This is a genomic window from Anabaena sp. CCY 0017, from assembly GCF_963920885.1.
Taxonomy (GTDB): domain Bacteria; phylum Cyanobacteriota; class Cyanobacteriia; order Cyanobacteriales; family Nostocaceae; genus Nodularia.
In genome coordinates, this window is sequence record NZ_CAWUDG010000004.1 from 195,891 (window position 1) to 221,400 (window position 25,510).

The 25,510-nt window shown below is 42.3% G+C and carries 17 protein-coding genes; 11 read left to right on the plus strand and 6 right to left on the minus strand.

All coding sequences use genetic code 11. The features are described from left to right. Positions 1 to 134 precede the first annotated feature (134 nt). The 3 genes from ACM0OW_RS07260 to ACM0OW_RS07270 all read left to right on the plus strand — a co-directional run bounded on the left by ACM0OW_RS07260 (position 135) and on the right by ACM0OW_RS07270 (position 8,042). Positions 135 to 3,620 carry a PAS domain S-box protein gene (locus tag ACM0OW_RS07260; RefSeq protein WP_414549357.1) on the plus strand — a complete coding sequence of 1,162 codons (3,486 nt, stop codon included), beginning with the start codon at positions 135 to 137 and terminating at the stop codon, positions 3,618 to 3,620. 69 nt (positions 3,621 to 3,689) lie between these two features. Beyond that, a complete protein-coding gene (locus tag ACM0OW_RS07265) occupies positions 3,690 to 4,877 on the plus strand; it encodes a TRC40/GET3/ArsA family transport-energizing ATPase (RefSeq protein ID WP_414549358.1) in 1,188 nt (395 codons plus the stop codon). Between the two features lie 411 nt (positions 4,878 to 5,288). Beyond that, a complete protein-coding gene (locus ACM0OW_RS07270; protein ID WP_414549359.1) occupies positions 5,289 to 8,042 on the plus strand; it encodes a GAF domain-containing protein in 2,754 nt (917 codons plus the stop codon). 167 nt (positions 8,043 to 8,209) lie between these two features. On the opposite strand, the gene dnaN is transcribed toward ACM0OW_RS07270, so the two are convergent. Continuing rightward, positions 8,210 to 9,373 carry a DNA polymerase III subunit beta gene (gene dnaN / locus ACM0OW_RS07275; RefSeq protein ID WP_414549360.1) on the minus strand — a complete coding sequence of 388 codons (1,164 nt, stop codon included), beginning with the start codon at positions 9,371 to 9,373 and terminating at the stop codon, positions 8,210 to 8,212. 363 nt (positions 9,374 to 9,736) lie between these two features. Further along, the gene (gene dnaA / locus ACM0OW_RS07280) at positions 9,737 to 11,116 is read right to left on the minus strand and encodes a chromosomal replication initiator protein DnaA (RefSeq protein WP_414549361.1); all 1,380 of its coding nucleotides are present in this window, start codon (positions 11,114 to 11,116) and stop codon (positions 9,737 to 9,739) included. A gap of 172 nt (positions 11,117 to 11,288) precedes the next feature. On the opposite strand from dnaA, the gene ACM0OW_RS07285 reads away from it, so the two are divergent. The 6 genes from ACM0OW_RS07285 to ACM0OW_RS07310 all read left to right on the plus strand — a co-directional run bounded on the left by ACM0OW_RS07285 (position 11,289) and on the right by ACM0OW_RS07310 (position 17,855). After that, entirely contained in the window at positions 11,289 to 12,560 is a 1,272-nt protein-coding gene (locus ACM0OW_RS07285; RefSeq protein WP_414549362.1) for an HhoA/HhoB/HtrA family serine endopeptidase, read from the plus strand. A 151-nt stretch (positions 12,561 to 12,711) separates the two neighbouring features. Beyond that, complete coding sequence (gene def / locus ACM0OW_RS07290; RefSeq protein WP_414549363.1) at positions 12,712 to 13,272, plus strand: peptide deformylase; 561 nt, start codon at positions 12,712 to 12,714, stop codon at positions 13,270 to 13,272. Between the two features lie 64 nt (positions 13,273 to 13,336). Next, complete coding sequence (locus ACM0OW_RS07295; RefSeq protein WP_414549364.1) at positions 13,337 to 14,314, plus strand: HMA2 domain-containing protein; 978 nt, start codon at positions 13,337 to 13,339, stop codon at positions 14,312 to 14,314. A 24-nt stretch (positions 14,315 to 14,338) separates the two neighbouring features. Continuing rightward, positions 14,339 to 16,606 carry a heavy metal translocating P-type ATPase gene (locus ACM0OW_RS07300; RefSeq protein ID WP_414549365.1) on the plus strand — a complete coding sequence of 756 codons (2,268 nt, stop codon included), beginning with the start codon at positions 14,339 to 14,341 and terminating at the stop codon, positions 16,604 to 16,606. Between the two features lie 62 nt (positions 16,607 to 16,668). Further along, a complete protein-coding gene (locus tag ACM0OW_RS07305; protein WP_414549366.1) occupies positions 16,669 to 16,968 on the plus strand; it encodes a DUF5132 domain-containing protein in 300 nt (99 codons plus the stop codon). A gap of 305 nt (positions 16,969 to 17,273) precedes the next feature. Further along, on the plus strand, positions 17,274 to 17,855 hold the full coding sequence (locus ACM0OW_RS07310) for an HMA2 domain-containing protein (protein ID WP_414549367.1): 582 nt from the start codon (positions 17,274 to 17,276) through the stop codon (positions 17,853 to 17,855). A 119-nt stretch (positions 17,856 to 17,974) separates the two neighbouring features. Here ACM0OW_RS07310 and ACM0OW_RS07315 read toward each other — a convergent pair whose 3' ends face one another. Together ACM0OW_RS07315 and ACM0OW_RS07320 are read right to left on the minus strand one after the other, a co-directional pair. After that, complete coding sequence (locus tag ACM0OW_RS07315) at positions 17,975 to 19,141, minus strand: PQQ-dependent sugar dehydrogenase (protein ID WP_414549368.1); 1,167 nt, start codon at positions 19,139 to 19,141, stop codon at positions 17,975 to 17,977. Between the two features lie 101 nt (positions 19,142 to 19,242). Then, entirely contained in the window at positions 19,243 to 20,055 is an 813-nt protein-coding gene (locus ACM0OW_RS07320) for a carbon-nitrogen hydrolase family protein (protein ID WP_414549369.1), read from the minus strand. A 128-nt stretch (positions 20,056 to 20,183) separates the two neighbouring features. Between ACM0OW_RS07320 and ACM0OW_RS07325 the strand changes: the two genes are divergently transcribed. Together ACM0OW_RS07325 and ACM0OW_RS07330 are read left to right on the plus strand one after the other, a co-directional pair. Next, positions 20,184 to 21,623 (plus strand): carotenoid oxygenase family protein, encoded by a 1,440-nt coding sequence (locus tag ACM0OW_RS07325; protein ID WP_414549370.1) that lies wholly within the window; start codon positions 20,184 to 20,186, stop codon positions 21,621 to 21,623. A 47-nt stretch (positions 21,624 to 21,670) separates the two neighbouring features. Beyond that, entirely contained in the window at positions 21,671 to 21,880 is a 210-nt protein-coding gene (locus ACM0OW_RS07330; RefSeq protein WP_414549371.1) for a hypothetical protein, read from the plus strand. Between the two features lie 260 nt (positions 21,881 to 22,140). Here ACM0OW_RS07330 and ACM0OW_RS07335 read toward each other — a convergent pair whose 3' ends face one another. Next, on the minus strand, positions 22,141 to 23,775 hold the full coding sequence (locus ACM0OW_RS07335; protein ID WP_414549372.1) for a tetratricopeptide repeat protein: 1,635 nt from the start codon (positions 23,773 to 23,775) through the stop codon (positions 22,141 to 22,143). Between the two features lie 201 nt (positions 23,776 to 23,976). Then, positions 23,977 to 25,389, minus strand: coding sequence for an LCP family protein (locus tag ACM0OW_RS07340; RefSeq protein WP_414549373.1), 1,413 nt, complete (start codon positions 25,387 to 25,389; stop codon positions 23,977 to 23,979). Between the last annotated feature and the right edge of the window lie 121 nt (positions 25,390 to 25,510).

Below are 25,510 nucleotides of genomic sequence, written 5' to 3' on the forward strand. Positions count from 1 at the left end.
GATGGCATTGCTCCCAGAAATGAGTGAAGCAATGATTGATGGTGATATGATTCAGAGAATGCTACAAAGTTTGTCCAAGCTCAAACAAAACACTTCATCATATATTGTTGAATATTGTTGAAAACAGCCTGTAAATGAAGGAGGTTTCTCTGAACAGCGATCGCCCAGAAATATATAATTCACATCAGCAGTTTTCTGAAGTGGCTTCAGCAGCATTCCCTGTCGCTGATAAGTCTGTAGAAGAAAGGCTCACAGCCATTTTGGAAAATATGGCTGAAGCATTTATTGAGATAGACACAGCGTGGCGTGTTACCTCTGCGAATCATCAAGCAAAACAGCTTTTAAATCAAAACACAGACGATTTATTCAGCAAACTGTTGTGGGATGTATTTCCGGTAGAGGCGACAACTCAGTTTTATCAACAGTGTCATCAAGTAATTGTCGAAAAAATATGCGTTGAATTTGAGGAGTTCTATCCGACGTTAAACCGATGGTTTAAGGTGAAGCTATGTCCTACTCTAAATGGTCTTCTGGCATATTTACTTGATATCACAGAACGAAAAGAATTAGAAATAACGCTGCTCCAACAACAGGATTTTCTCACAGTCCTGCTGGATAACGTTCAAGCCGGCATTGTTGCTTGCGATGCTGAGGGACGATTACAGTTATTTAACAAAACAGCGCAATCATTGCATGGATTGTCTGAAGAACCATTGTTTCCCGAAGAATGGGCAGAACATTATGATTTGTATCTGCCGGATGGACAAACGCTGATGGAAACAGCCGACATTCCCTTGTTTCGGGCATTGCAAGGGCAGCAGGTTGATAATGTCGAAATGATCATTATGCCCAAGCAAGGATTAACACGCATCCTCAACGCCAACGCTCAAGCAATTGTCAATTTGCATGGTGAAAAACAGGGTGCGGTGGTAGTAATGCACGATATCACCGAGCGCAAGCAAGCTGAAGAAGCGCTCCGCAAAACTGAGCAACTTTATCGCTCAGTAGTGAATAATATCAAAGAAGTCATCTTCCAAATCGATACCGTAGGGCTATGGACATTTCTCAACCCGGCTTGGACAGAAATTACGGGATTCTCGGTTGATGAAAGTATCGGTACTCATGTTTTAGCCTACGTACATCCAGATGATCGGCAGCATCATTTAGAACTCTTTCAACCTTTAATGCAAAGGCAAAAAGACGAATGCAATCATGAAATTCGTTACCTGACGAAAACTGGAGGGTTGCGTTGGATTGAGGTATTTGCCAGCTTGAACTTAGAAGACGATGGTACAATATTGGGGACTTCAGGCACATTAATCGACATTACCGAACGCAAACAAGCTGAGGAAAAACGAGTGCAACTGGCGCGGGAGCAAGTAGCCCGTGCAGCCGCAGAAGCTGCACACCAACAGTCGGCTTTTTTAGCAGAAATCAGCGCTGTGCTGGCATCTTCCTTAGACTATGAACAAACCCTCCAGAGCGTTGCGAATTTAGTTGTACCTCACTTTGCCGACTGGTGTTGTGTTGATTTACTCAATGATGATCGCACCATTAGCCGTGTTGCTGTTGCTCATACTGATGCCCAAAAGGTGGGATTAGGATGGGAAGTGATGCAACTCTATCCCAGGTATTTGGATGATGGCTATGGCATTTCTCAGGTGATGAAAACTGGACAAAGTGAAATTGCAGTAGAAATTACTGATCAGCAGTTAGTAGCAACCATTCAAGATCCTAAATATTTGCAAATCTTACGCGAACTGAGCTTAAAATCGTGCATTATTGCGCCGTTAAAAGCCAGAGAACGAGTTTTTGGCAGCATTTCCTTCATTTTTACCGATTCTAATCGCCACTACAGCCGGAATGATTTGACTTTGGCTGAAGATTTAGCTCGTCGATCTGCAAACGCCATTGATAATGCTTACCTTTATCAAGAAGCACAGCAAGCAAGGCAAGCCGCCGAAAAATCCGCCGATCGCACTGCTAGGTTGCAAACCGTCACCGCCGCCCTTTCGGAATCTCTCACACCCTTGCAAGTCGCTGAAGTAATTGTCGAACAAAGTATGGCAGTTTTGGCAGCGACTTCGGCAATGGTAGTTTTGGTGAGCAAAGATCGCAAAGAATTAGAAATAGTCAAAGCTGTGGGTTTTAATGGCGATTTAATTGAATCCTGGCAGAAATTTTCCATTAATTCCGCTACCCCCTTAGCAGAAGCCATCAGAACCGAAGCACCTGTGTGGTTAGAAACCTCAGCCGAGAGAATTGCGCGTTATCCTCACTTAGCTCAAGTTTACGACTCATCCGATTTCAAATCATGGGTATCGCTGCCTCTTGTGACTGAGGGCAAGTCTGTGGGCGGAATGGCGCTGAATTTTGCAGAATTTAAACAACTTAGTCAAGACGATCGCAAATTTATTTTGGCCTTATGCCGTCAATGCGCTCAAGCAATTGCCCGCTCCCAATTGTATGAAGCAGAACGCCAAGCTAGAGCAGAGGCGGAAAAAGCGAACAGAATTAAAGATGAGTTTTTAGCAGTGCTTTCTCACGAATTGCGATCGCCTCTCAATCCCATTCTGGGTTGGACAAAAATCCTGCGAACTAAGCGCTTAGATGCTGCCAAAACCGAACAAGCCCTAGAAACTATCGAACGCAATACCAAGTTGCAAGCGCAATTAATTGAAGACTTACTAGATGTTTCACGCATCCTCCAAGGCAAAATGACGCTAAACGTCGCACCAGTTAATTTAGCTGCAACTATTAAAGCAGCCCTAGAAACAGTGCAACTGGCAGCAGAAGTCAAGAACATTCAAATCCAGACCCAATTCAATCTAGCTTCTGGAACTGTTTCCGGTGATAGCAATCGCTTACAACAAGTTTTCTGGAATCTGCTCTCTAACGCCGTCAAGTTTACACCATCGGGAGGACGAGTTGAAGTGCTACTAGAGCAGGTGGGGATGTATGCTCAAATTCAAGTCAAAGATGATGGTAAAGGTATCACTCCAGAGTTTTTACCTTATGTGTTTGAATACTTCCGTCAAGAAGATGGCGCAACCACCAGAAAATTCGGTGGATTAGGATTGGGGCTGGCGATTGTCCGCAATTTAACGGAACTGCATGGAGGAACAGTTCAGGCAGATAGTCCGGGGCAGAATTTAGGCACAACATTCACCGTCAGGTTGCCGTTAAACATTGTTAAGCAGGAGATAGTTTCTGATCATAGCCATTTAGAAACTGTAATCAATCTCACAGGGATGCGGATATTGGTTGTGGATGATGACCCAGATATGCGTGAGTTGGCAGAATTCATCCTGAGCCAAGCTGGCGCACAAGTGACTACAGCCGCTTCAGCATTACAGGCATTAACTCTCTTAAATCAATCTGTCCCGGATTTACTTCTGTCTGATATCGGGATGCCAGAAAGGGATGGTTATTCTCTGATTCGGCAAATTAGACAATACTCACCCTCAGAGGGAGGAACTATCCCCGCGATCGCCCTCTCTGCTTATGCGGGTGAAATTAACCAACAGCAAGCACTCCAAGCCGGATTTCAACAGCATATTGCTAAACCCGTCGAACCCGATCAGTTAATCAAGGCAATTGCAATATTAATTGGAACCTAAAGTAATTTTCTTTAAACAGTTGATAATGTAAATAAATGTAAATAATTCTGAGATAGGACGTAATCATCCATGCGTGTAATTTTGATGACAGGCAAAGGCGGTGTAGGTAAAACCTCCGTTGCCGCCGCTACTGGACTGCGTTGTGCAGAACTAGGCTACCGCACACTAGTTTTGAGTACAGATCCGGCTCACTCTTTGGCAGATAGTTTTGACTTAGAAATGGGACACGCACCGCGAGAAATTCGCGCCAATTTGTGGGGTGCAGAACTAGATGCGCTGCAAGAACTAGAGGGCAATTGGGGGGCGGTGAAGCGCTACATTACCCAAGTTTTACAAGCCAGGGGTTTAGACGGGGTGCAAGCCGAAGAATTAGCCATCTTACCAGGTATGGATGAAATTTTTGGCTTGGTGAGGATGAAACGCCACTACGATGAAGGCGAGTTTGATGTTTTGATTATTGACTCAGCACCGACCGGCACAGCATTACGCCTGCTGAGTTTACCTGAAGTTGGTGGCTGGTATATGCGCCGTTTTTACAAGCCATTTCAAAATATCTCAGTGGCGCTGCGGCCTTTGGTTGAACCTTTCTTTAAACCAATTGCCGGTTTTTCTCTCCCAGATAAAGAAGTGATGGATGCACCTTATGAGTTTTATGAGCAAATTGAAGCTCTAGAGAAAGTATTAACTGATAATACTCAAACTTCAGTGCGTCTGGTAACTAATCCCGAAAAGATGGTGCTGAAAGAATCTCTCCGCGCCCATGCTTATCTGAGTTTATATAATGTGGCTACAGACTTAGTAATTGCTAATCGCATCATTCCCCAAGAAGTTGAAGATCCCTTCTTCCAACGTTGGAAGGAAAATCAGCAGCAATATCGCCAAGAAATACATGATAACTTTCTGCCTCTACCTGTAAAAGAAGTGCCGCTTTTTTCTGAAGAAATGTGCGGTTTAGCAGCTTTAGAACGGTTGAAAGACACTCTCTACAAAGATGAAGACCCAACTCAGGTGTATTACAAAGAAACAACTATGAGAGTTGTGCAAGTAGATAACCAATATAGTTTGGAAATTTACTTACCTGGGATTGCCAAAGACAAAATTCAATTAAGTAAAAATGGTGATGAATTAAACATTACTATTGGCAACCACCGCCGTAATTTAGTATTGCCACAAGCCTTGGCAGCGTTACAACCAGGGGGAGCCAAAATGGAAGAAGACTATCTCAAAATTCGCTTTACTGACAAGGCAAAAGTTTAATTTTGCTGATAGGCTAAGGCACAATTAAATAGTCAAAAGTAGAGATTTCAAAATTACCTAGGCTCTACTTTTGACCAATACTTCCTTAGTGGGACAAGCCCCGAAATTTATCTGTGGGGTAAATCCTAAGTTCAAAATATCCCATCCAAAATTGTCTGAATTTAAATAGCCACTGATGATGTTAATTTGTTATACCTATTTTAGATAAAAGCCGAGAGATAAACGGTTTTATTCTTAGCCATTACTTAGTTTTACTTGAAAATGTAACTTTTTACGCAAACATAAAATATTTTAGCAGTATTTTGCCCGTAGTTACACTGTGGACAAAACTATTAAATAAATTACAAAATATTTCTATATTTATGCCTGTTTCATTATTGATTTTTTGGGAAATTTATTTAATAAAACGCAATGTCACAGTTCGCTAAACCAAATTTTAGGGAAAGTATTGATCAAGAAAGTGTGCTGCGCCGCATTACAAATCGTATCCGTCAAACATTAGAACTAGAAGAAATCATCACAGCGACAACGGCGGAAGTCTGTTCGTTACTGGGAACTGACCGAGTAATGATTTACAAATTTCATGCTGATGGCAGTGGTCAAGTTATTTCTGAGTCGATTCATGAAAACCGATTACCGTCATTGCTGGGACTAAATTTTCCAGCTGATGACATTCCGCCTCATGCCCGTGAACTATTTATTAAATCAAGGGTGCGCTCTATTGTCAATGTGGAAACACAGCAGATTGGTCAAAGTCCCTTGCAAGAGTTGGAAAATGGCGAAAATCTAGCAGAGGATATCCGTTATCGCCCTGTAGATCCTTGTCATATCGAATACTTAACGGCTATGGGGGTGAAGTCTTCTTTGGTAGTACCTATTTTTTACCAAGATGAACTTTGGGGGCTATTGGCTTCTCATAATTCTGAGCCATCTGATATTTCCGAAGATGAATTGACAGCAGTGCAGATGGTAGTAGGTCAGTTGTCAATCGCGATCGCTCAAAGTGATCTTTTGACTCAAGCTCGTGAGAAGGCCGAACGGGAAAAAATTATCAACCGTATTTCTACTTTACTACATTCACTGCCCACAATTATATTCCAACCGGCATTAGAAGCAGCTGTTGCGGCCTTTAATGGCTGTGGTGGTAGGCTGTGCATGAAAGATCAAGCTTTTAACCTCCACGATGAGCCACTTGCCAGTCTCACAGAATGCTTAATGCCTAGAAGTAATGGTGTCCAAGTTTATACTTATGGACAACAACCTCTAATACCAACACAAAGTATATATCCACTCATGGAGCAGTACAGTGTTTGGCAGGAACATTACAAGTCAGGTCAATACGATGCTTGGGCAATTTCAGATATATATAAAATTCCCCACTTACGCAGTTTGCAAGTTGCTTTTCAACCAACTAAAATTCGCAGCATCTTGATGATTCCTTTGGAATATCGTCAGCAGTTAGTCGGCTATTTAAGTATTTTTCGCCAGGAAATAGATACAGAAACCCTGTGGGCTGGTCAATTTGATCTCGATGAAAGACAAGTATATCCCCGGCTTTCCTTTGACGTGTGGCGGGAATCGAAAAAGGCACAAGCTCAGACATGGACAGAAGCAGAAATTGAACTAGCTGAAGATATTGGTGATCTGTTTGCATCCTCAATTCAACAGCATGAACTATACCAACAGGTACAAGCTTTCAATGCTAACTTAGAACATGAAGTGCAAAAGCGCACTTTGGAACTGCAACGGACATCTGAACAACAACGGGTATTATTTGAAGTTGTGGCTAAAATCCGGGAATCTCTGGATATTAAAGCAATTTTTCAGACTACGACTCAGGAACTTTGCAAATCGCTGCAAGCGGATCGGGTGGCTGTTTACCGCTTTCACCCAGATTGGAGTGGTGAGTTTATCGCTGAGTTTGTCGGTGAGGAATGGATGAAGCTGGTAACTGTGGATATGAATACAGTTTGGCAAGATTCCTATTTGCAAGCAACTAGAGGTGGGCGATATCGCCACAATGAAACCTTTGCAGTTGATGATATTTATCAAGTTGGCCATTCTGAATGTCATATTGAATTTTTAGAGCAACTTCAGGCTCAAGCTTATGCGATCGCGCCAATTTTTATAGGGCAACAACTTTGGGGCTTACTAGCAGCATATCAAAACTCTGCACCCCGTCACTGGGAATCTTCGGAAATTCAGTTCATTGCTCAAATTGCGTTGCAACTGGGGGTAGCACTCCAACAAGCTGAATTACTTAAACAAAGCCAAGAACAAGCAGATCAGCTAGTGCAAGCTCTGCGTAATTTACAACAAACTCAAAGCCAACTTATCCAAACTGAAAAAATGTCCAGTTTGGGTCAATTGGTTGCGGGTGTGGCTCACGAAATCAACAACCCAGTTAATTTTATCTATGGCAATTTAGCCCATGTCCATGAATATGCTGACGATTTAGCTAGTATGTTAGAACTCTATCAGCAGCACTGCCCTCAGCCTAGTCAGGAAATTATCAACCGGGCGGAAGAAATTGACTTAGAATTTATTACTGAGGATTTCCCCAAAACTTTATCATCTATGAAAATTGGGGTTGATCGCATCCGTCAGATTGTCATGTCTTTACGAAATTTCTCGCGTCTGGATCAGGCAGAAATGAAGGCTGTAAATATTCACGAAGGCATTGATAGCACTCTGCTAATTTTACAGCATCGTTTGAAAGCATTACCGGAAGTTCCCAATATCAAGATAATTAAAGAATACGGCGATTTACCACTGGTAGAATGTTATGCCGGACAAATTAATCAAGTATTTATGAATGTTTTAAGCAATGCTATTGATGCTTTAGAACATGATAAAAAGTCTACATCAGAGCAGGTTAATCCTGGTCAAATTACTATTAATACTGCTGTTAGTGAATTTGAGAATAAAGTACAAAGTGTGGTGATTCGCATTACCGACAATGGCGCAGGAATCCCCGACTCTGTGCAGCAAAGAGTATTTGACCCATTTTTTACCACTAAACCAATAGGAAAAGGTACTGGTTTGGGGTTATCGATTAGTTACCAAATTGTGGTGGAAAAGCATCACGGGATCTTTAAATGTAATTCCCAACCTAATTTAGGCACAGAATTTTGGATTGAAATTCCTGTTTCTCATATTAGATGAAAGTGCTGAGTGCTGAGTGGGGAAAGTGCTGAGTGCTGAGTGCTGAGTGCGGAAAGTACGGAGTGAAGAAAGTTTTGAGTGAAGAAAGTTATGAGTAGGTTTCTTTCCCCCTGCCCCCTGCTCCCCGCCCCCCTGCTCCCTGCCTCTTCTCCCTGCCCTTGTCTTACTTAGCTTCTCAATTGTACCGGCATAGCTAAATAGGTCATTTTCAAACCTCCCAGGGGCGTAAAAATGACTGGGGTTAGGGCTTGATTAAGGTGCATTTGAATTTCTGAAGATGGTAGCTCTTTTAACCCTTCCATTAAATATTTAATGTTAAAGGCAATTTCTATATCTTCACCCGATATTTGTGCAGGGATGGATTCTCTACCACTACCTACATCTTGAGCTTCACAGGATAATGTCAGTTCCTGGGCGGTGCTGTTAATGCTAACTTTGACAATATTATTCTTTTGGTCAGCTAGTACGGCGATGCGCTCTAAAGTGCTAATTAATTGTTTGCGTTCGATTGTTAATTGGCGCTCGAATTGGCGCGGAATCAATTGGCGATAAGCGGGATATTGACCGTCTAAGGTGCGGCTGGTTAAGCGTTGATTTTGCCATGCAAATACTACTTGACCTTGATCTAAATATAAGGCGATCGCTTGATCAGAGGCAGCATTATGACCCAACATCCGTTGGAGTTCCCGTAAGGCTCTGGCTGGAACTGTCACCTCTAGTTGGTCACTATTGTCTAGGGGACGCTCGTTAGTGGTTTCCACTACTGCTAGGCGGTGTCCATCGGTAGCTGCAAATTCGAGGGTGTCTTGTTTAACTGTTAAATGTACTCCTGTTAATACTTGCTTGGTTTCATCACCACTGGTAGCAAATAATGAACCGCGTAATCCTTCAATTAATGCGGCTGTGGTGAGTTGAATGGGTTCAGCATTTTCAATGATCGGGAGTTCAGGAAATTCCTCAGCGCCCATTGCTCGGACTTGATAATGTCCATTCTTCGGTGTCAGGGTGACAATTAAACCTTCCCCTGTGGCTGTTTCTGAGTCTAGGGCTGATTCATCGTCTAGAGTTACTTCTCCTTCTTGAAGACGTGAGGTGATGTCTACAAGTAGTTTAGCTGGGAGAGCGATCGCGCCGCCTTCTAATACCTCAGCGTTAAAGCTGGTACGAATACCCAAACTTAAATCAAAGGCGGTTAAGCTTACTTGGTTAGTTTGAGCATCTGCTTGTAGTAATACATTCGCAAGTACTGGATGAGTTGGGCGTGACGGTACTGCTCGACTGACGAGTGAGAGGTTCGTACTGAGGTCACTTTGAGTGCAAACTAATTTCATAAGACAGGAGGTAGAGATGCGATTGATTGTGTGCGTGGCTTGTTTCTTTTTCTTATCATGAATTGTGGAAATTGTGGAAAACTAACCACAAGTCAGTTAAAAGAATGCTTGAGGAAGTTAATATCTGTGGAAAACTTGTGGAAAACTCCCCTAGTTTTTCCACAGTCTGATCATATTTCCCGAAGTTTTCCCCAAAAAATGATTATTTTTCCACAGATAAATTTAAATTTAATCAGTTTTTATACTTTCCTTAATATTCGGTGTGAACTGCTCAACAATTATGGCAGTGATGGCTGTGGAAAACAATTTTTTGCTTTCCAGAGGATTTTGAACAGAAGCTAGCGCTACAAAGGAGACGGTAATTTATTTGCGCTGTTGTCTGCTGTTCATATTAATGCGATCGCTCAATTGATGTAGGGTTTGTGCTAAACCGCGATCGCTTTCGCGGAGTTGGGCAATTTTATCACAACTATAAATTACCGTTGTATGGTCTTTACCACCAAACTCCTCACCAATTCTCGGCAAACTCAGATCAGTGTGTTGGCGCATCAGATACATCCCTATTTGACGCGCCCAGCTAATTTCTCGTCGCCGGGAGTTACTTTTTAGGTCTTCAATTGAGATGGCAAAATTATCACCAATAACTGATAATATCACCTCTGGGGTAGCTGCTACCTTCTCGCTTTGCCTTTCTAAAACTGGTGTGATATTCTCCACCGTCATGGCTAAACCCCAAATAGAAATATAAGCCAGCGCCCGAATTAAAGCGCCTTCCAACTCGCGAATATTAGAAGTATAATTAGAAGCAATATACTCAATTACATCCCTGGGAAGACGGATATTTTCGTATTCAGCCTTTTTTTGCAGAATCGCCATCCTAGTTTCTAAATCTGGAGTTTGCACATCAGCAATTAAACCCATAGAAAACCGAGAACACAGACGTTCTTGCAACTGAGGAATCTGCTTGGGTGGACGGTCGGAAGCGATCACCACTTGCTTACCAGCTTCATGTAACGTATTGAAAGTATGAAAAAATTCTTCTTGGGTATACTCCTTACCTTCAATAAACTGAATATCATCGACTAATAACACATCAGCAGCCCGGTAATGCTCGCGGAAACTTTGCATACTATCATTGCGGATAGCGGTAATTAAGTCATTAGTAAATTGCTCTGTGGATACATAAAATATCTTAGAATTGGGGCAAATTTCCCAACGATAATGACCAATAGCTTGCATCAAGTGAGTTTTTCCCAAGCCGACACCACCGCATAAAAACAGGGGATTAAACTCTCTCCCTGGCGATTCCGCCACAGCCAAAGAAGCGGCGTGAGCCATGCGATTGTTAGCACCAACTACAAATCGCGAAAATACATATTTAGAATTTAAGTTGGTCGTGGGTTGCTTTTTTTCAGGCAGATTTTCCACAGTCATGCTTTGGCTAGGTAAATCCCAAGTAACTTCTGGTTCCCCCAAACTACTCACTTCATTACCCTGAGCAACTGTAATGTATATTTCTACAGGATGACCCAAAATATCTTGCACTACATTAGAAATAGTGTTGATGTAATATTTTTGTAACCAATTACGAGCAAAAGGGTTAGGAGTAATAATTACCAAGCAATTATTTTCTAAGCGCTCGGCGTGAGCAGTTTTTATCCAAGTTTCAAAGGTGGGACGGGATAATTCTAGCTGTAAGCGCTTCAGCACCTGACTCCACAGATTTTCAATGGGAATTTCCATTATTTACTGCCTTTGCTACTAATTGTCACAATCCAAGATGTCAGAAAGCACTAATTTAGTATCTATAAGTTTTAGACCAGAAACAAGCCTTTGATTTGTGATCATTCAAAGGACATACCCAGTAGGCAATATCCTACCACCCACTGACTAGCACGGAGAACCAAATACACGTATGAAAAAAACAGAGCATAACTTGAAAGTCCCAGATATTGATGCCTGGGGTTTGCCCCACAGGAACGAATCAAGCAGTATAATCAAGTTGATGCTACTGAGTGGGATAGCAGTGGTTTCCCTTGGCGGCTGCTCGTTTCTACCAGCCAAAACCGTTGAGAGTCAAAGAAATAATCCTCAGTCTCAGATTGGGACTCAAAATACAAATGATCGCAGTCCGGCTCAGACTACCCCAGTCATTACCTCCTCATCTGCTACAGATCCTAACTTTGTAGTGGCAGTAGTACAAAGAGTGGGAGATGCAGTAGTTCGGATTGATGCGTCTAAAACAGTACAGTCTCGTCGTTTCCCATCTGATCCGTTTCTGCGGGGGTTTGGGAATTCCGGGTCATCACAGCCGAGACAGAGAGTCCAGCAGGGTAGCGGCTCTGGATTTATTATTAATTCCTCTGGACAAATTTTGACTAATGCTCATGTGATCGACGGTGCTGATTCTGTAACTGTTACGCTCAAGGATGGTAGAACTTTTGATGGTAGAGTGTTGGGTGAAGATCCGGTTACAGATGTAGCTTTAATCGAAATTGAGGCTAATAATCTGCCAATTTCCTCCATAGGCGACTCTGATACCTTACAACCAGGAGAAGCGGTAATTGCCATTGGTAATCCTTTCGGGTTGAATAATACCGTTACCTCTGGAATACTCAGCGCTACGGGGCGTTCTAGTAGTGATATTGGGGTAAGTGACAAGCGTGTTGATTATCTTCAAACGGACGCAGCCATTAACCCCGGTAATTCTGGCGGTCCATTACTCAATTCCCGTGGTCAGGTAATTGGGATGAACACAGCAATTATTCGCGGCGCTCAAGGGTTAGGATTTGCCATTCCCATTAATACAGTCCAAAGAATTTCTCAGGAATTAATTACTAAGGGCAGAGTTGATCATCCTTACTTAGGTATTCAAATGGTGACATTGACACCAGAAATTAAAGCCACAATCAATAGAGATCCACGCAAGCGCCTAAATATCCGAGCAGATCAGGGCGTTTTCTTAGTTGATATTATGCCGCGATCGCCAGCATCTGTCGCTGGACTCAAATCTGGTGATTTGATTCAAAGCATTAATAACCAACCTGTGACTAAAATTGAAGAAGTACAGAAACTGGTAGAAAAAAGCCAAATTGGTATACCCTTACAAATACAAGTGGAACGTAATGGGCAAGTTATAGCTGTAGCAGTTAGTCCAGCACCTTTACCAGCACGAACAGAAGGGTGAGTGGGGAGAGTGCTGAGTGGGGAAAGTACGGAGTGAAGAAAGTTATGAGTAGGTTTCTTTCCCCCTGCCCCCCTGCGCCCTGCACCCTGCCCCCCTGCCCCCTGCGCCCTGCCCCCTGCGCCCTGCCCCCTGCCTCTTCCCCCTGCCAACCATGCCTGAATTAATGCCAATCATTCAATTGGGTGATCCTCTACTGCGGCAAAAAGCAACTTGGGTTGAGAATATTCAAGATGAACGCATTAAAATGTTAATTGACGACTTGATTGCAACAGTTGCCAAAGCTAATGGTGTGGGTATTGCTGCCCCTCAAGTAGGCGCATCCTATCGTTTATTTATTGTGGCTTCTCGCCCTAATCTTCGGTATCCTCACGCCCCGATGATGGAACCTACTGCCATGATTAATCCGAGAATAATCGCTCATTCTTCGGAAATGGTTAAAGGTTGGGAAGGTTGTTTAAGTGTTCCGGGTATTAGAGGTTTAGTACCAAGATTTCAAACAATTGAAGTTGCATATACTGACCGCAATGGCAAGTTACAAAAGCAAAAATTAACCGATTTTGTGGCTCGGATTTTTCAACATGAGTATGATCATCTCGATGGTGTGGTGTTTGTAGATCGTGTAGAAAACTCTCTGGATATGATGACCGAGGATGAATACCAAAAAACCATAATTAATACTGAAACCAAGATATCTCTCAAGGAAGAGACTTGACACCGAAGCATCAGTTTATATTTAACCTATTGTTAACCTTTCCTTTTGTGTATTTTATTGTTAAATGACAATAAATGTTGCTAGTTATGAGTGGGATTCGCAGATAAAAAATCACAGCCCAGAAGTTGCACAGTCAGAAGTGCAATTTTCTGTTGAAAAATTACAAATTGTTCATGCAACGAACGGGCGCATTCGCATCCGTGCTACTGACGGTAGTTTTCACCCGAAATTAGAGAGTATATCTCAAGATTTACGGCAGTATCCAGGAGTGAAAGAAGTTTGTGTCAATCAGCAAACAGGTAGTTTGGTAGTGACATTTGATGAAACTCTACTGTCAAGTCCGCAAATGTTGGACATACTTCAAGGGTTTGACATTCAACAAATCCCAGTCAGCAATAATATAGATGCTTTTGCTGCGTGGAAATCTCGCGATTTTTGGCAAGAGCAATCTGTTTCCTTGATTCCCTTGATGACAGGTTTGGCGGTAACTGGAGGATTGGGAATTAGTGGTTTGGCGGCGATTCCAGTTTATATGATGACCGCAGATGCTACTCGTCGGGTAATTGATTATCTGGAACCAAAATTTTCGGGGTCAGAGGTAGAAAAAGCTACACGGTCTTCTATTTTAACAGGCGATCGCTCTACTCTGGAAACACCATTGTCTGATCATCCCACCCTTGCTTATACTGTTGTTCATGCCATACCGGGAAGAATCAGGTTTCATTTACCTCGACTCGCCCAAGATAGCGCTTATCGGCGGCGACTGGAAAGTTTATTAACAGCAGATCCCCAAGTGGTGAAGGTGCGGGTAAATGATCATGCAGCATCAATTGCGATCGCCTATCAACCTGCTAACGTAAATATAACTCATTGGGTGAGTCTGATGGAATTGGCTTTAGAAACTCCCCCATCGGCAAATTCTGCCCGAATATCTAGTCAGCACACTGAAATTATCCGGCCAAATATATCGAGCTTATGGGCTGAGATGAAATATCCAGGAATGTCATTTTCTCTGGAATATATGGCAAATCTCTGGTCATAGATAGAAATCCGTCAGTGAGAAGGAATGACACAAGTTACTGTGAATATAGCTTCGCCTTCAGTAGAATCCCTTACAGAGAATGTGGAAGAACAAAATGGAGAAGTTCCTTTAACTCCACAGTATGACCAGACTCTCAAGAGGCCGATTCCCCAAGTTTCCTTTAGTGTAGTCCATACAATTCGGGGCAGAGTGCGGTTACGCGTGCCTCGGTTAAGCTATGATCCGAATTATGCCGAGCGTCTGCAAACTCTACTGAGATCAGATCCTCTGGTAACAAGTGTGAGAGTTAAATCTGCGGCAGCTTCACTGGTTGTTAATTATAAATCTAGTGCAGTTACTGATACTAAAATGCGATCGCGTTTGGGCTGTTTGATTGTAGCGGCCAGTGAAGCGGGAATAGTTCTCACAGATACTCAACATCCATCGGCTGCACTAGCAAAAACTGATGATTGGCCGGGGATGCAGTTTTCTGTAGTAGCTACTGGTTTAGCTGTGCTGGGAGGACCGTTAGGATTACCCATACCGCCAGTCATGGTAGTGGGAAGTATAGCTATCGCCACATTGCCCGTATTTCAAAGAGCGCTGTCAGGGATTTTAACACAGCGAAAACTGAATATTGACTTTTTGGATTTGATGGCGATCGCCATCACCACATTCCAAGGACGATTTCTCACCCCAACCCTGATGTTGAGTTTAATTGAAATTGGGGAAAATATCCGCGATCGCACAGCCCGATCTTCTCAACTGCAAACCCTGGATTTACTCAATTCTCTAGGAAAATTTGCCTGGGTAGAACGGAATGGGAAAAAGCAACAAATTCCCATCCAAGATGTGCAACGGGGCGATATAGTTATTGTCTATCCTGGTGAACAAGTCCCCATTGATGGCAAAATTCTGCGGGGTAAAGCCTTATGCGATGAACAAAAACTCACAGGCGAATCTATACCAGTCTTAAGACATTCCGGACAAACTGTTTTTGCTTCCACTTTAGTCCGGGAAGGGCAAGTTTATATTTTAGCAGAACGGATAGGTAATAACACTCGTGCTGGACAGAGTATTAAATTAATCCAAGCCGCCCCAGTTCATGATACCCGCATGGAAAACCAGGCGATTAAAATTGCCGAACAAGCTGTTTTACCAACTTTGTTAATGGGTGGGGCAGTATTTGCCGCCACACGCAATCCAGCCAGGGTAGCCAGCATCCTCGCCCTGGATTTATGTACAGGGATTCGCGTATCTATTCCTACATCAGTTTTAGCGGCACTTTCCGCCACCGCCCGCCAAGGTATTCTGATTCGTAGTGGTAGGGCGTTAGAACAACTAGCAGCAGTTGATACTATTGTCTTTGATAAAACCGGGACGCTGACAAAAGGCGAAGTCACTGTCATTGATGTGGAAAGTCGAAATTCTGACATTTCCAGCTTGCGAGTTTTAGCACTAGCGGCGGCGGCGGAACAGCGCTTAACACACCCCGTAGCCGAGGCGATAATTCGTTACGCCCAAGCCCAGCAAATAGAAATTCCTCATCGCAGTAAATGGAACTATGAACTTGGGTTAGGTGTACAAGCCGAAATTGATGGCGAGATTGTTTATGTGGGGAGCGATCGCTTTTTGCGTCAGCAAGGCATTAATATGGAATCCCTAGATACACGGATAAAATCAGCAAATTCGGTGATTTATGTGGCTAGTCATGATCAACTGCAAGGTATTATCCAATACAGTGATGTTTTGCGCCCAGAAAGTCGGGAAGTAGTTAATAGCTTGTTGACAGATGAAGGCTTGGAAGTGCATATACTCACAGGAGATAATCAACAAACAGCGCAAACTGTAGCGGCTGATTTAGGTATTCCCCCCACTCATACTCACGCCGAAGCTTTTCCCGCAGAAAAAGCTGCAATTGTCAGTCAACTGCATGAACAAGGTAAGACAGTGGCTTTTGTCGGTGATGGGATTAATGATTCGCCAGCTTTAGCTTATGCTGATGTGTCGGTGTCCTTTGGTGACGGTTCAGAAATCGCCCGTGAGACAGCAGATGTAGTGTTAATGCAGAATGATTTACATAGTTTACTACAGGCGATCGCGATCGCGCGTCACACAAAGCAGTTAATACAGCAAAACACCAACATTGTGGCTATTCCCAATTTAGCAGCAATGGCGATCGCAGTGTTATTTGGTCTTAACCCCTTAGCAGCGACGGTAGTTAACAATGGTTCAACCATCATTGCTGGGGTAAATGGTTTGCGCCCTATTCTCAAACCTGCGTCTCATCAAACTCTACCATCAGCAAGATGAGATCACCATCCCACGCAGATTAAGCTAAAGGGCTTACTTACATCTAATAGAGTTAATTAATTATGGCACCTAAAATTACAGATTTCGTTGAAGATGCTGGCGCTCCTGGAATTATAGCCGGTATAGGGGCAGTATTACTAGCGCCTATTTTAATTCCTGTTGTAGCGGGAATTGGTAAACCCATAGCCAAGTCACTAGTCAAAGGTGGAATGGTCGCCTATGAAAAAAGCAAAGGCGCATTTGCAGAAATGGGCGAAACCTGGGAAGACATTATAGCCGAGGCCAAAGCTGAAATTGCTGAAGATAGAGAAACGCCAGCATTTGAAGCATCGGCTGAAAACACAGGAGAACATAGCGGATAAAAGTTTGTAGAGAAGACTTTAGGGCGTGTTTTCAAAGTCTAGAAGTAGGTTGGGTTAAGCGCAGCGCAACCCAACGCAGCAACCCAAATATGGGGTAACGTTGGGTTTCCCAAAACCTCAACCCAACCTACATTTACCTCTAATTTTGGGTTTAAAAACAGTCCCTAGTCGTCGAATTAAACAGGACTAACGCCGGAACTTGGTGAAATTTTCAATTGCGGTTGATTATTTCATCATCTTGCGTCAGTCATTAGAGGACTAAAGTCCTCACTACGAGCCAAAATATGATTCGGGAGGGCTACAGTGTGTTCACAAATAGTCATGGTCATCTCACTCAGATAGCCAAAAAGATTGAACAAGCATCCTTTAAAACCACATCTAAACCGATATCAACTAAAATCATTAGTGATACTCCCGGAAGACTACGATTGAGAATTTCTCCACCTCATCGTCATCCTAGAGAAATGCAAAGCATTGCTAATGTCCTCAATGCACAATCCTATGTCAGTCAGGTACGGACAAATATTAATTCCGGTAGTATGATCATCAACCATGATGGTAAAAATGCCACTTTGGAAAATGTGCTGACTACATTACTGGATTTAGGAGTAACTTTTGCTGATATTACTGAGGGTAACTCCGAAGCAGCAGAAGATGTGAAACGTGCAGTCATTAACTTAAATAAACGCTTTGAACAGGCGACAAGCGGTGAAGTTGACTTGCGCTTTCTTTTCCCTCTAGGACTGAGTATGTTGGCTGTCAGACAAATTCTAGTCAAAGGTTTGCAACTAGAAATTATTCCTTGGTATGTTTTAGCATGGTATGCCTTTGATAGTTTTATGAAACTAAATAGTAATAGCCAATTACAACTAAATACCGAACCTTAGCTAAGTGCAAAATATAGCAATTCTCAATCAATTACGAACCAAAAGATCCCCGACTTCTCGAAGAAGTCGGGGATCTGAACCTCTCGAAAGCAAATCAGATAGAATTGCTATAGCCAATTTCATTGCGTAATGCGGATAATTTTATCCTGACCTTGGGGACAATTACCACGACCATCACAATTACTGGTAGTAATGTATAACTCGTTATCTGTTCCCATAATTACATCCCTAATCCGCCCAAAACCATCAGGGGAACTTCCCTGAAAATAGACCTCATGAGTTTGCACTTGTCTGGGGTTATCGGAATCAAATACAACTCTATGCAGATGTCGGGAACGCAAAGTACCAATAATTAAATTACCTTTCCACTCTGGAATCGAATCTCCAGTATAAATTGCTGCTCCGCCTGGAGGTGCTGCTTCACGCCAAACCAGTGAGGGAGGTACAAATCCAGCTTCAGCTTCACAATTTTTCACTGATGGCCAGCCCATATTATCACCTGCTTGGAGTACAGAAACTTTGTCTTCACCTCTTCTGCCTAATTCGCCACTCGGACCGTGGTCTGTAACAAACAGCGTTGATGGATTATACCAGTCAAAACCTTGGGTATTACGAATCCCGGTAATAAAAACGGGATTATTGGGAAATGGATTATCTGCGGGAACTTCTCCGTCTGGAGTTAAGCGCAGAATTTTACCCGCTAAACTATCAACATCTTGGGAAATTTGCGGTTCTCTAGCATCACCAGTGCCAATATAAAGCATTCCATCGGGGCCAAAGCGCAAACGACCACCGTTATGAAATAAAGCGGCTGGGATATCATCAATAATTATTCGGTCTGATGATGCACTCAATCCATCTGTGGATAATTGCCAACGTTCAACTCGGTTAATTGGCGAACCATTTTTATCAGTGGTGTAGTATAAGTAGAAAAATCGGTTACTGGCAAAATCTGGGTGTGCCGCAATTCCCAATAAACCACCCTCACCGGAGGCTGTAATACTGAGATTAGCAACAGGCGGCTTTAATTCTCCCTTATCCACCAATCTCACCCGTCCTGGTCTTTCCGTCACCAGCATTTTGTCATTAGGTAAAAAAGCAATTCCCCAAGGAACCTCCAAACCTGTAACAACTTCCTCGGCGCGGACTTTCACCTGTCCAGGAGAACCCACACCATTTTCAACAAATTGACAGACTTCAGTTTCCGAAGACACAGACGTGGCATTAACTGGTGATGTGGCTGCTTCTCTATTGTTGGGTGTAGCGTTACAAGACACAAGCCCCATAAGACTAAGACCGATCAACAGTTGGATAGTTTTTGGTAGCATAAATCTTCACAAAACTGCACTCTTTTAGAGACGCGATGAATCGCGTCTCTGTTCAATATTTAGAATACCCGATGTTCTAGAGAAGGCATTTGACGGCGAACCTGTTCCAAGCGAGAGGGTTTAATTTCAGCGATCGCAATTCCCGGTTTTTCACCAGCATCAGCTAAAATAACACCCCAAGGGTCAATAATCATGGCGTGTCCGTGGGTATGGCGACGGTCGTAATTATTCCCAACTTGAGCAGGTGCAATTACGTAGGCAGTATTTTCAATAGCTCTGGCTTGTAATAATACTTGCCAGTGGTCTTTGCCAGTGAAAGCTGTAAAAGCAGCCGGGACAAACATCACATCTGCGCCTTTATCGGATAGATGTCGGTACAATTCAGGAAAACGGACATCGTAACAAACAGAAAGTCCGATATTGCCGAGTTTTTCCGAGAAGTAAACTGAGGGAAGTGCCTTACCAGCTACAACAGTGCTAGATTCTCGATAAGTGTTGCCATCGGGGACGTTAACATCAAATAAGTGTACTTTATAATAACGGGAGAGTTCTTCGCCACTGGGGTCAATCAGAATTGTAGTGTTATAAACTTTGCCTGTCTCGTCTACAGGAACTGGAAAGCTACCGCCCAAAATTGTCACTTGATAGCGCTGCGCCATTTTTTTGAGAAATTGGGCAGATTCATGATAAATTTCGTCAGCTTGTGCGAGTTTGTCTTTCTCTTCTCCCATATAAGAAAAGTTTTCTGGTAATCCCACTAATTCAGCACCTCGACGCACAGCCAGATCAATTAATTCTTCTGCCTGGACTAAGTTTTTGTGTAAATTGGATACACTGGTCATTTGAATAGCGGCGGCTAAATAAGATTTCATAGATTCAACAAAAAACAGTGATTTTGTCTGGGTTAGATTTTAAAAATATATCGTTAGTTGCATAACTGCGGAACTTTTTTGGTATTGATTCAGCGTTTTGCGAATATTCTTCCTTTTCCATTAAAATTATGACAACAACTATTCCATCATTAACTCATAAAATCTGGGCAGGTGCGATTATCGCTCAACCTGCAACAGAATTTCCCCTCACCCCCTTACCCATCCTCTCAGGAAAAGTCCCGGAAGGCTTGCGCGGTACTCTCTACCGCAACGGACCAGGACGGTTAGAACGTGGTGGTATTCCTGTCGGACATTGGTTTGATGGTGATGGCGCAATTTTGGCCGTTAATTTTACCGATACTGGTGTTACCGGGGTTTATCGTTATGTGCAGACTGCTGGCTATCAAGAAGAAACCGCAGCCGGTAAACTGCTTTACGGTAATTATGGCATGACTGCACCGGGGCCAGTTTGGAATCAATGGCTGAAACCAGTCAAAAATGCTGCTAATACTTCAGTTTTAGCATTACCTGACAAGCTTTTGGCACTTTGGGAAGGTGGTAATCCCCATTCTCTTGACCTCCAGACCTTAGAAACGCAGGGTTTGGATAATTTAGATGGTTTGAGTCAGGGATTAGCCTATTCTGCCCATCCGAAAGTTGATTATCAAACTGGAGAAATTTTTAACTTTGGTGTCAGTCCCGGAATGAATGCGACATTGAATGTTTATAAAAGTGACTTTACAGGCAAAATCATCCAAAAAGGTGAAATTCAACTACAAGGTTTGTCATTAATCCATGATTTTGTTTTAGCAGGACAATATCTGATATTTTTCATTCCGGCGGTGCGGTTAAATCTTTTTCCTATCCTTGCAGGTATCAGCAGCTATAGTGATGCTTTCCAGTGGAAACCAGAATTAGGAACTCAGATTTTAGTATTCGACCGTGACACTTTATCTTTGGTGAGTCGTGGCGAAACTGAACCTTGGTATCAATGGCATTTTGGTAATGGTTATGTAGATGCTAGTGGTGCTGTGGTGGTAGATTTCGCCCGTTATCAAGATTTCCAGACAAATCAATATCTGCGGGAAGTAGCTACAGGAAAAACTCACACCCCAGCTAAAAGTACCCTGACGCGAGTTCATCTGCAACCCCAAACTGCGAAGGTGACATCAATTCAGCAGCTATCAGACAGAAGTTGTGAATTTCCGAATGTACCCAAGCCAAATGTAGGAAAAGTTTCGCGTTATACTTATATGTCTTCATTCCGCGAAGGCTCAGATATTAGTCAAGAAATATTAGATACCTTTGGACGGTTCGATCATCAGACTGAAACTTTCACTGAAGCTAGTTTACCAGAAAATTGCTATCCTTCGGAACCTTTATCTGTAGAAGATGTACAAAACTCTGAACAAAGTTGGGTTTTAACAGTGGTTTATGATGGTAATTCTCATAGTAGCGAAGTTTGGGTATTTGAGAGCGATCGCCTAGATACAGAACCCGTTTGCCGATTGGGATTACCCAGTGTGATTCCTCATAGTTTTCACGGTTGTTTTAAAGCTGCTCAGTAGAGCATCATAGTTCGTAGTTACGTTTTAAGACCAGAGACTAAAAACAGATGAAGCGATATATGCCTGTGATACTGATTGGCTTTATACTGTTTGTTGCAGTAGGAGATCAGGTGTTACCTGGTGCTTTAGGCAAATCCAGTACCCAGACTCGTACAGCTATGAACAACTTTGTTAATAACCTGTTTTCTTGGCGACCGAAGACAAAACCCTATGAGCGCACAGAAAAGCAATTGAGAGAAATACAAGAAAGAAAATAGTAATTTAGCTATCTATAAGATAAAACGGCTCATATCCTCGATTTATTGAAGAAGTTTGTTCATTATAAGTCAATACCGTTCAGTTAGCGTCAAAAATCTTAAAATGTGTAGGTTGGATTGAGGAACGAAACCCAACATTTCCGGGGGCTGGTTGGGTTGAACGCAGTGAAACCCAACCTACAATTTATCCTTAACTGAACCGGATTTCATTATAAGTACGAAGACGCGATTTATCGCGTCTCTACAAGGGATGGAAAACTTTAGAAATTCAAAATGTCTAATGATTCGCCGATTTCTAAATCTGACACTCTTTCGCGAGCATCTTTTAGGGCTTCTAGTTTACCTTCTCGACGATAAATATCTGCTGCTTTGCGAAAATCCGCAATTGCTAACTGTTTATCTCCTAGCTCAGAATAAACATTACCCCGGTTATAATAGGCATTAGCATAATTAGAATTAATTTTAATGGTTTGGGTGTAATCTTCAATTGCTGCTTCGTAATCTCCTAAATCATAATGAGCATTACCACGGTTATAATAAGCATCTACATAATTGGATTTAATCTGTATCGCCTGAGTATAGTCTGCAATTGCTCCTTGATAATCTTCTAAATCAGCACGAGCATCAGCACGATTTTTATAAGCAACGGCATCCTGGGGATTAACTTTAATAGCCTGAGAAAATCCCTGGTGATATTCTATGAAATAACGGGCAATTCCCTGGTTTTTATAAGCATCGGCATAATGAGGATTAATTTTAATAGCCTGAGTGTAATCTTCTATTGCTCCTTGATTATCTCCAATGTGAGAACGAGCTTCAGCCCGATTTTTATATGCAACGCCAACATGAGGATTAATTCTAATTGCTTGAGTATAATCTTCTATTGCTTCTTGATAATTTCCTAGCTGATAACGGGCTAAACCTCTTTTGTTGTATGCTTTGCCATCATTAAAATTCAACTTTATTGTTTGAGAAAAATTGATGATTGCTGCTTCGTAATCTCCTAATTGATAGGAACTTAAACCTAATTTGTAATAAATATCAGCATCATCTTTTATTTGTAAGGCTTGGTTATAGTGATTAATTGCCGCCTCATATTCACCTTTTGCAAAATATTCATCACCCAGTTTTATATTAAATATATTTAAATCTTGCTGGCTTTTTACGTCATCTGTAAAACCTCTCTCCTGCCAGGAAAGAGGCTTTAAATTCTCCCCCTGCCCTTGTAGAGAAGGGGGTTGGGGGGTTAGGTTCATTGCTTGTTCAACAGAGGAAAAATCTTGATTATTAGTAGAACTTTGTAACTGCTCTAGATAGCACCATAAACCACCTCCATATAATAATTGATTAATGCCGAAGGAGATTTTGCCAGTTCTTAACTTAATCATTTTGGTCGGCAAAAAACCAGCTAAAAATAGGTGATATTCTGGTTGGGCTTCGTTGACTTCTTCTTGAATTAAAATGCAAACTACAACTGCATTTTTGGCAACTTCTTGAGAACTAACTGACCATCTAACTTTATCAATACTGCCATGACGAGACTTGACCTCAACACCAATTTTGGAGTCAGAATTCAAGGTAAAATCAATATTACCATCACCACCAAATTTGGTTTCATAATCAACTTCTGTGATCAAATCAGCTAAACGTTCTTTGACAACTTCTTCACCCAGTTTACCCTTGAGGTTGTTAATAAAAACGTCACGCACTGGCGAAGTCCGCTTATATTTTTCTGCCATCAGCCAGCAAAATTCTCTTAATGTCTTTAACCTGTCTCCAGAGATGACAGTTAATTCACTATATTGACCTTCTATTTCACAATGAAGTAAAGAATTGGATGTTAATCTTTTAATAAAATCAGACTGTAGCGATCGCAGTAGTGTAATCCAGTCCATCTCGAATTCTGCGAATCTGGTGATGAAATTCTAGTCAAGTACTGAGTGCTGAGTATAAATGCAGTTGATTTAAGCCTTTGAGCTATCAACACTGTCTTTATATCTTACGAAAATTTTCGGTTAAAGTAAACCTTTCAATAAAAAGTGCTGAGTGTTCAGCACTTTTCAATTCTGGGGAATTTTTGAGAGCAGGGATGAGTTTTAATAAGTCGCTTTAAAGAGACGTTTTTGCTGCAACCAATCCTTACCCAATTGGATAGTGATATCAGAATCAATAATGCCAGTGCTTTCGACTCGCACTTCTCCAAATCCCAGAACATTGCGGATTAACTCCGCATTCTCACCGTCTCCTTGCTGGGCGATGATATTAGACACTTGTAGAGGTTCATTCCAAGGTTGAGATATCTGGATTTTGCGATATCCGAAGTCTTCTAAAGTTTTGATTAAAGGGTACAGTTCAGAGCGATCGCTACCTGTACTATCTTGAATGTAGACTCGCAAAGAACGGGAATTAACCTCTGTGAGTTCACCAGTGGATTCCACACCAAAGTGCTGAGACATCATTTTCTCAATCCCAGTTTTGCTTGGTAGCCAATAACTAGCAACATATTCATTCTGTTGGCTAAAGCGACCTGGTAACATGAACATATGCATATTGGCGCGGTTGGTTCGCACGCCAAAACCTGCTAGAGCTAATAATTCTTCAATTGTTAAATTAGTATCAATATTGTCTTTAACTACGTTGAGAACTTTGGGTAATTGGGCTAATGTTGTCGGGTTAAGAGCCTGATCCATCAACGCTCGAATTACCATTTGTTGGCGCTGAACCCGACCAATATCTCCGAGTTCGTCATGGCGAAAGCGTAATAGTTGCAAAGCCTGATCGCCGTTGAGATGCTGTTTACCTGCCTTTAAATTGATATATAGGCGTTGGGAGTCATCTTGGTATTTTAAATCCTTGGGAACGTGTACTGTCACCCCACCCAAGGCATCAATCAGTTTACCAACACCCAAAACATTAATCCGAATATAGCGATCAATTGCGACATCACCCAGGAGGTTACTAACAGTTTTGGCAGTTAAAGCTGGCCCCCCATCTACATTAGCAGCATTCAGTTTTTTCACTCCATACCCAACAACTTCTGTGCGAGTGTCTCTGGGAATTGAGAGCATGGCTATTTTTTTTGTGGCTGGATCAAATTTGGTTAAGATCATCACATCAGCCAACCCATCAAAAGAGTTTACCTGGGGTTCATAGCCCAGATTCTGCAATTCCGTGGGAGGATTGGTTAAATCCGATGGAAGTACGCTCATCCCCATGACTAAGAGATTTACGGGGCGAGTTAATTCTGAGAATTTTAATCCACTACCAGAGATGCGATCGCCATCAAAAACCGCCTCATCTTGGGGACTTAACTGTGCTTGCTGCAATGGGGTACTGGTCAAAGAAACCGCTAACAGCGCCCCTGCCGTAGCTGATACCATTGCAATCCCACTCATACCCAGCCAGAACCACAGCCAACGTCCAGACTTAGGGATTTGGGCATTTTTGTTTCTCGACTTCAGGGCTTTCGCTAACTGGTTTTGTTTTGCCGAAGTTCTTTGACTGGTCACAGACTTCCTCACACTTACTGATCAAACTCGGTAAATTTTCTGACTAATTAATATGTCACTAAATTAACTCATACAAGTTAACTTTCAATTAATTTTACTGACTTGTTACTGTTGTGTTAGC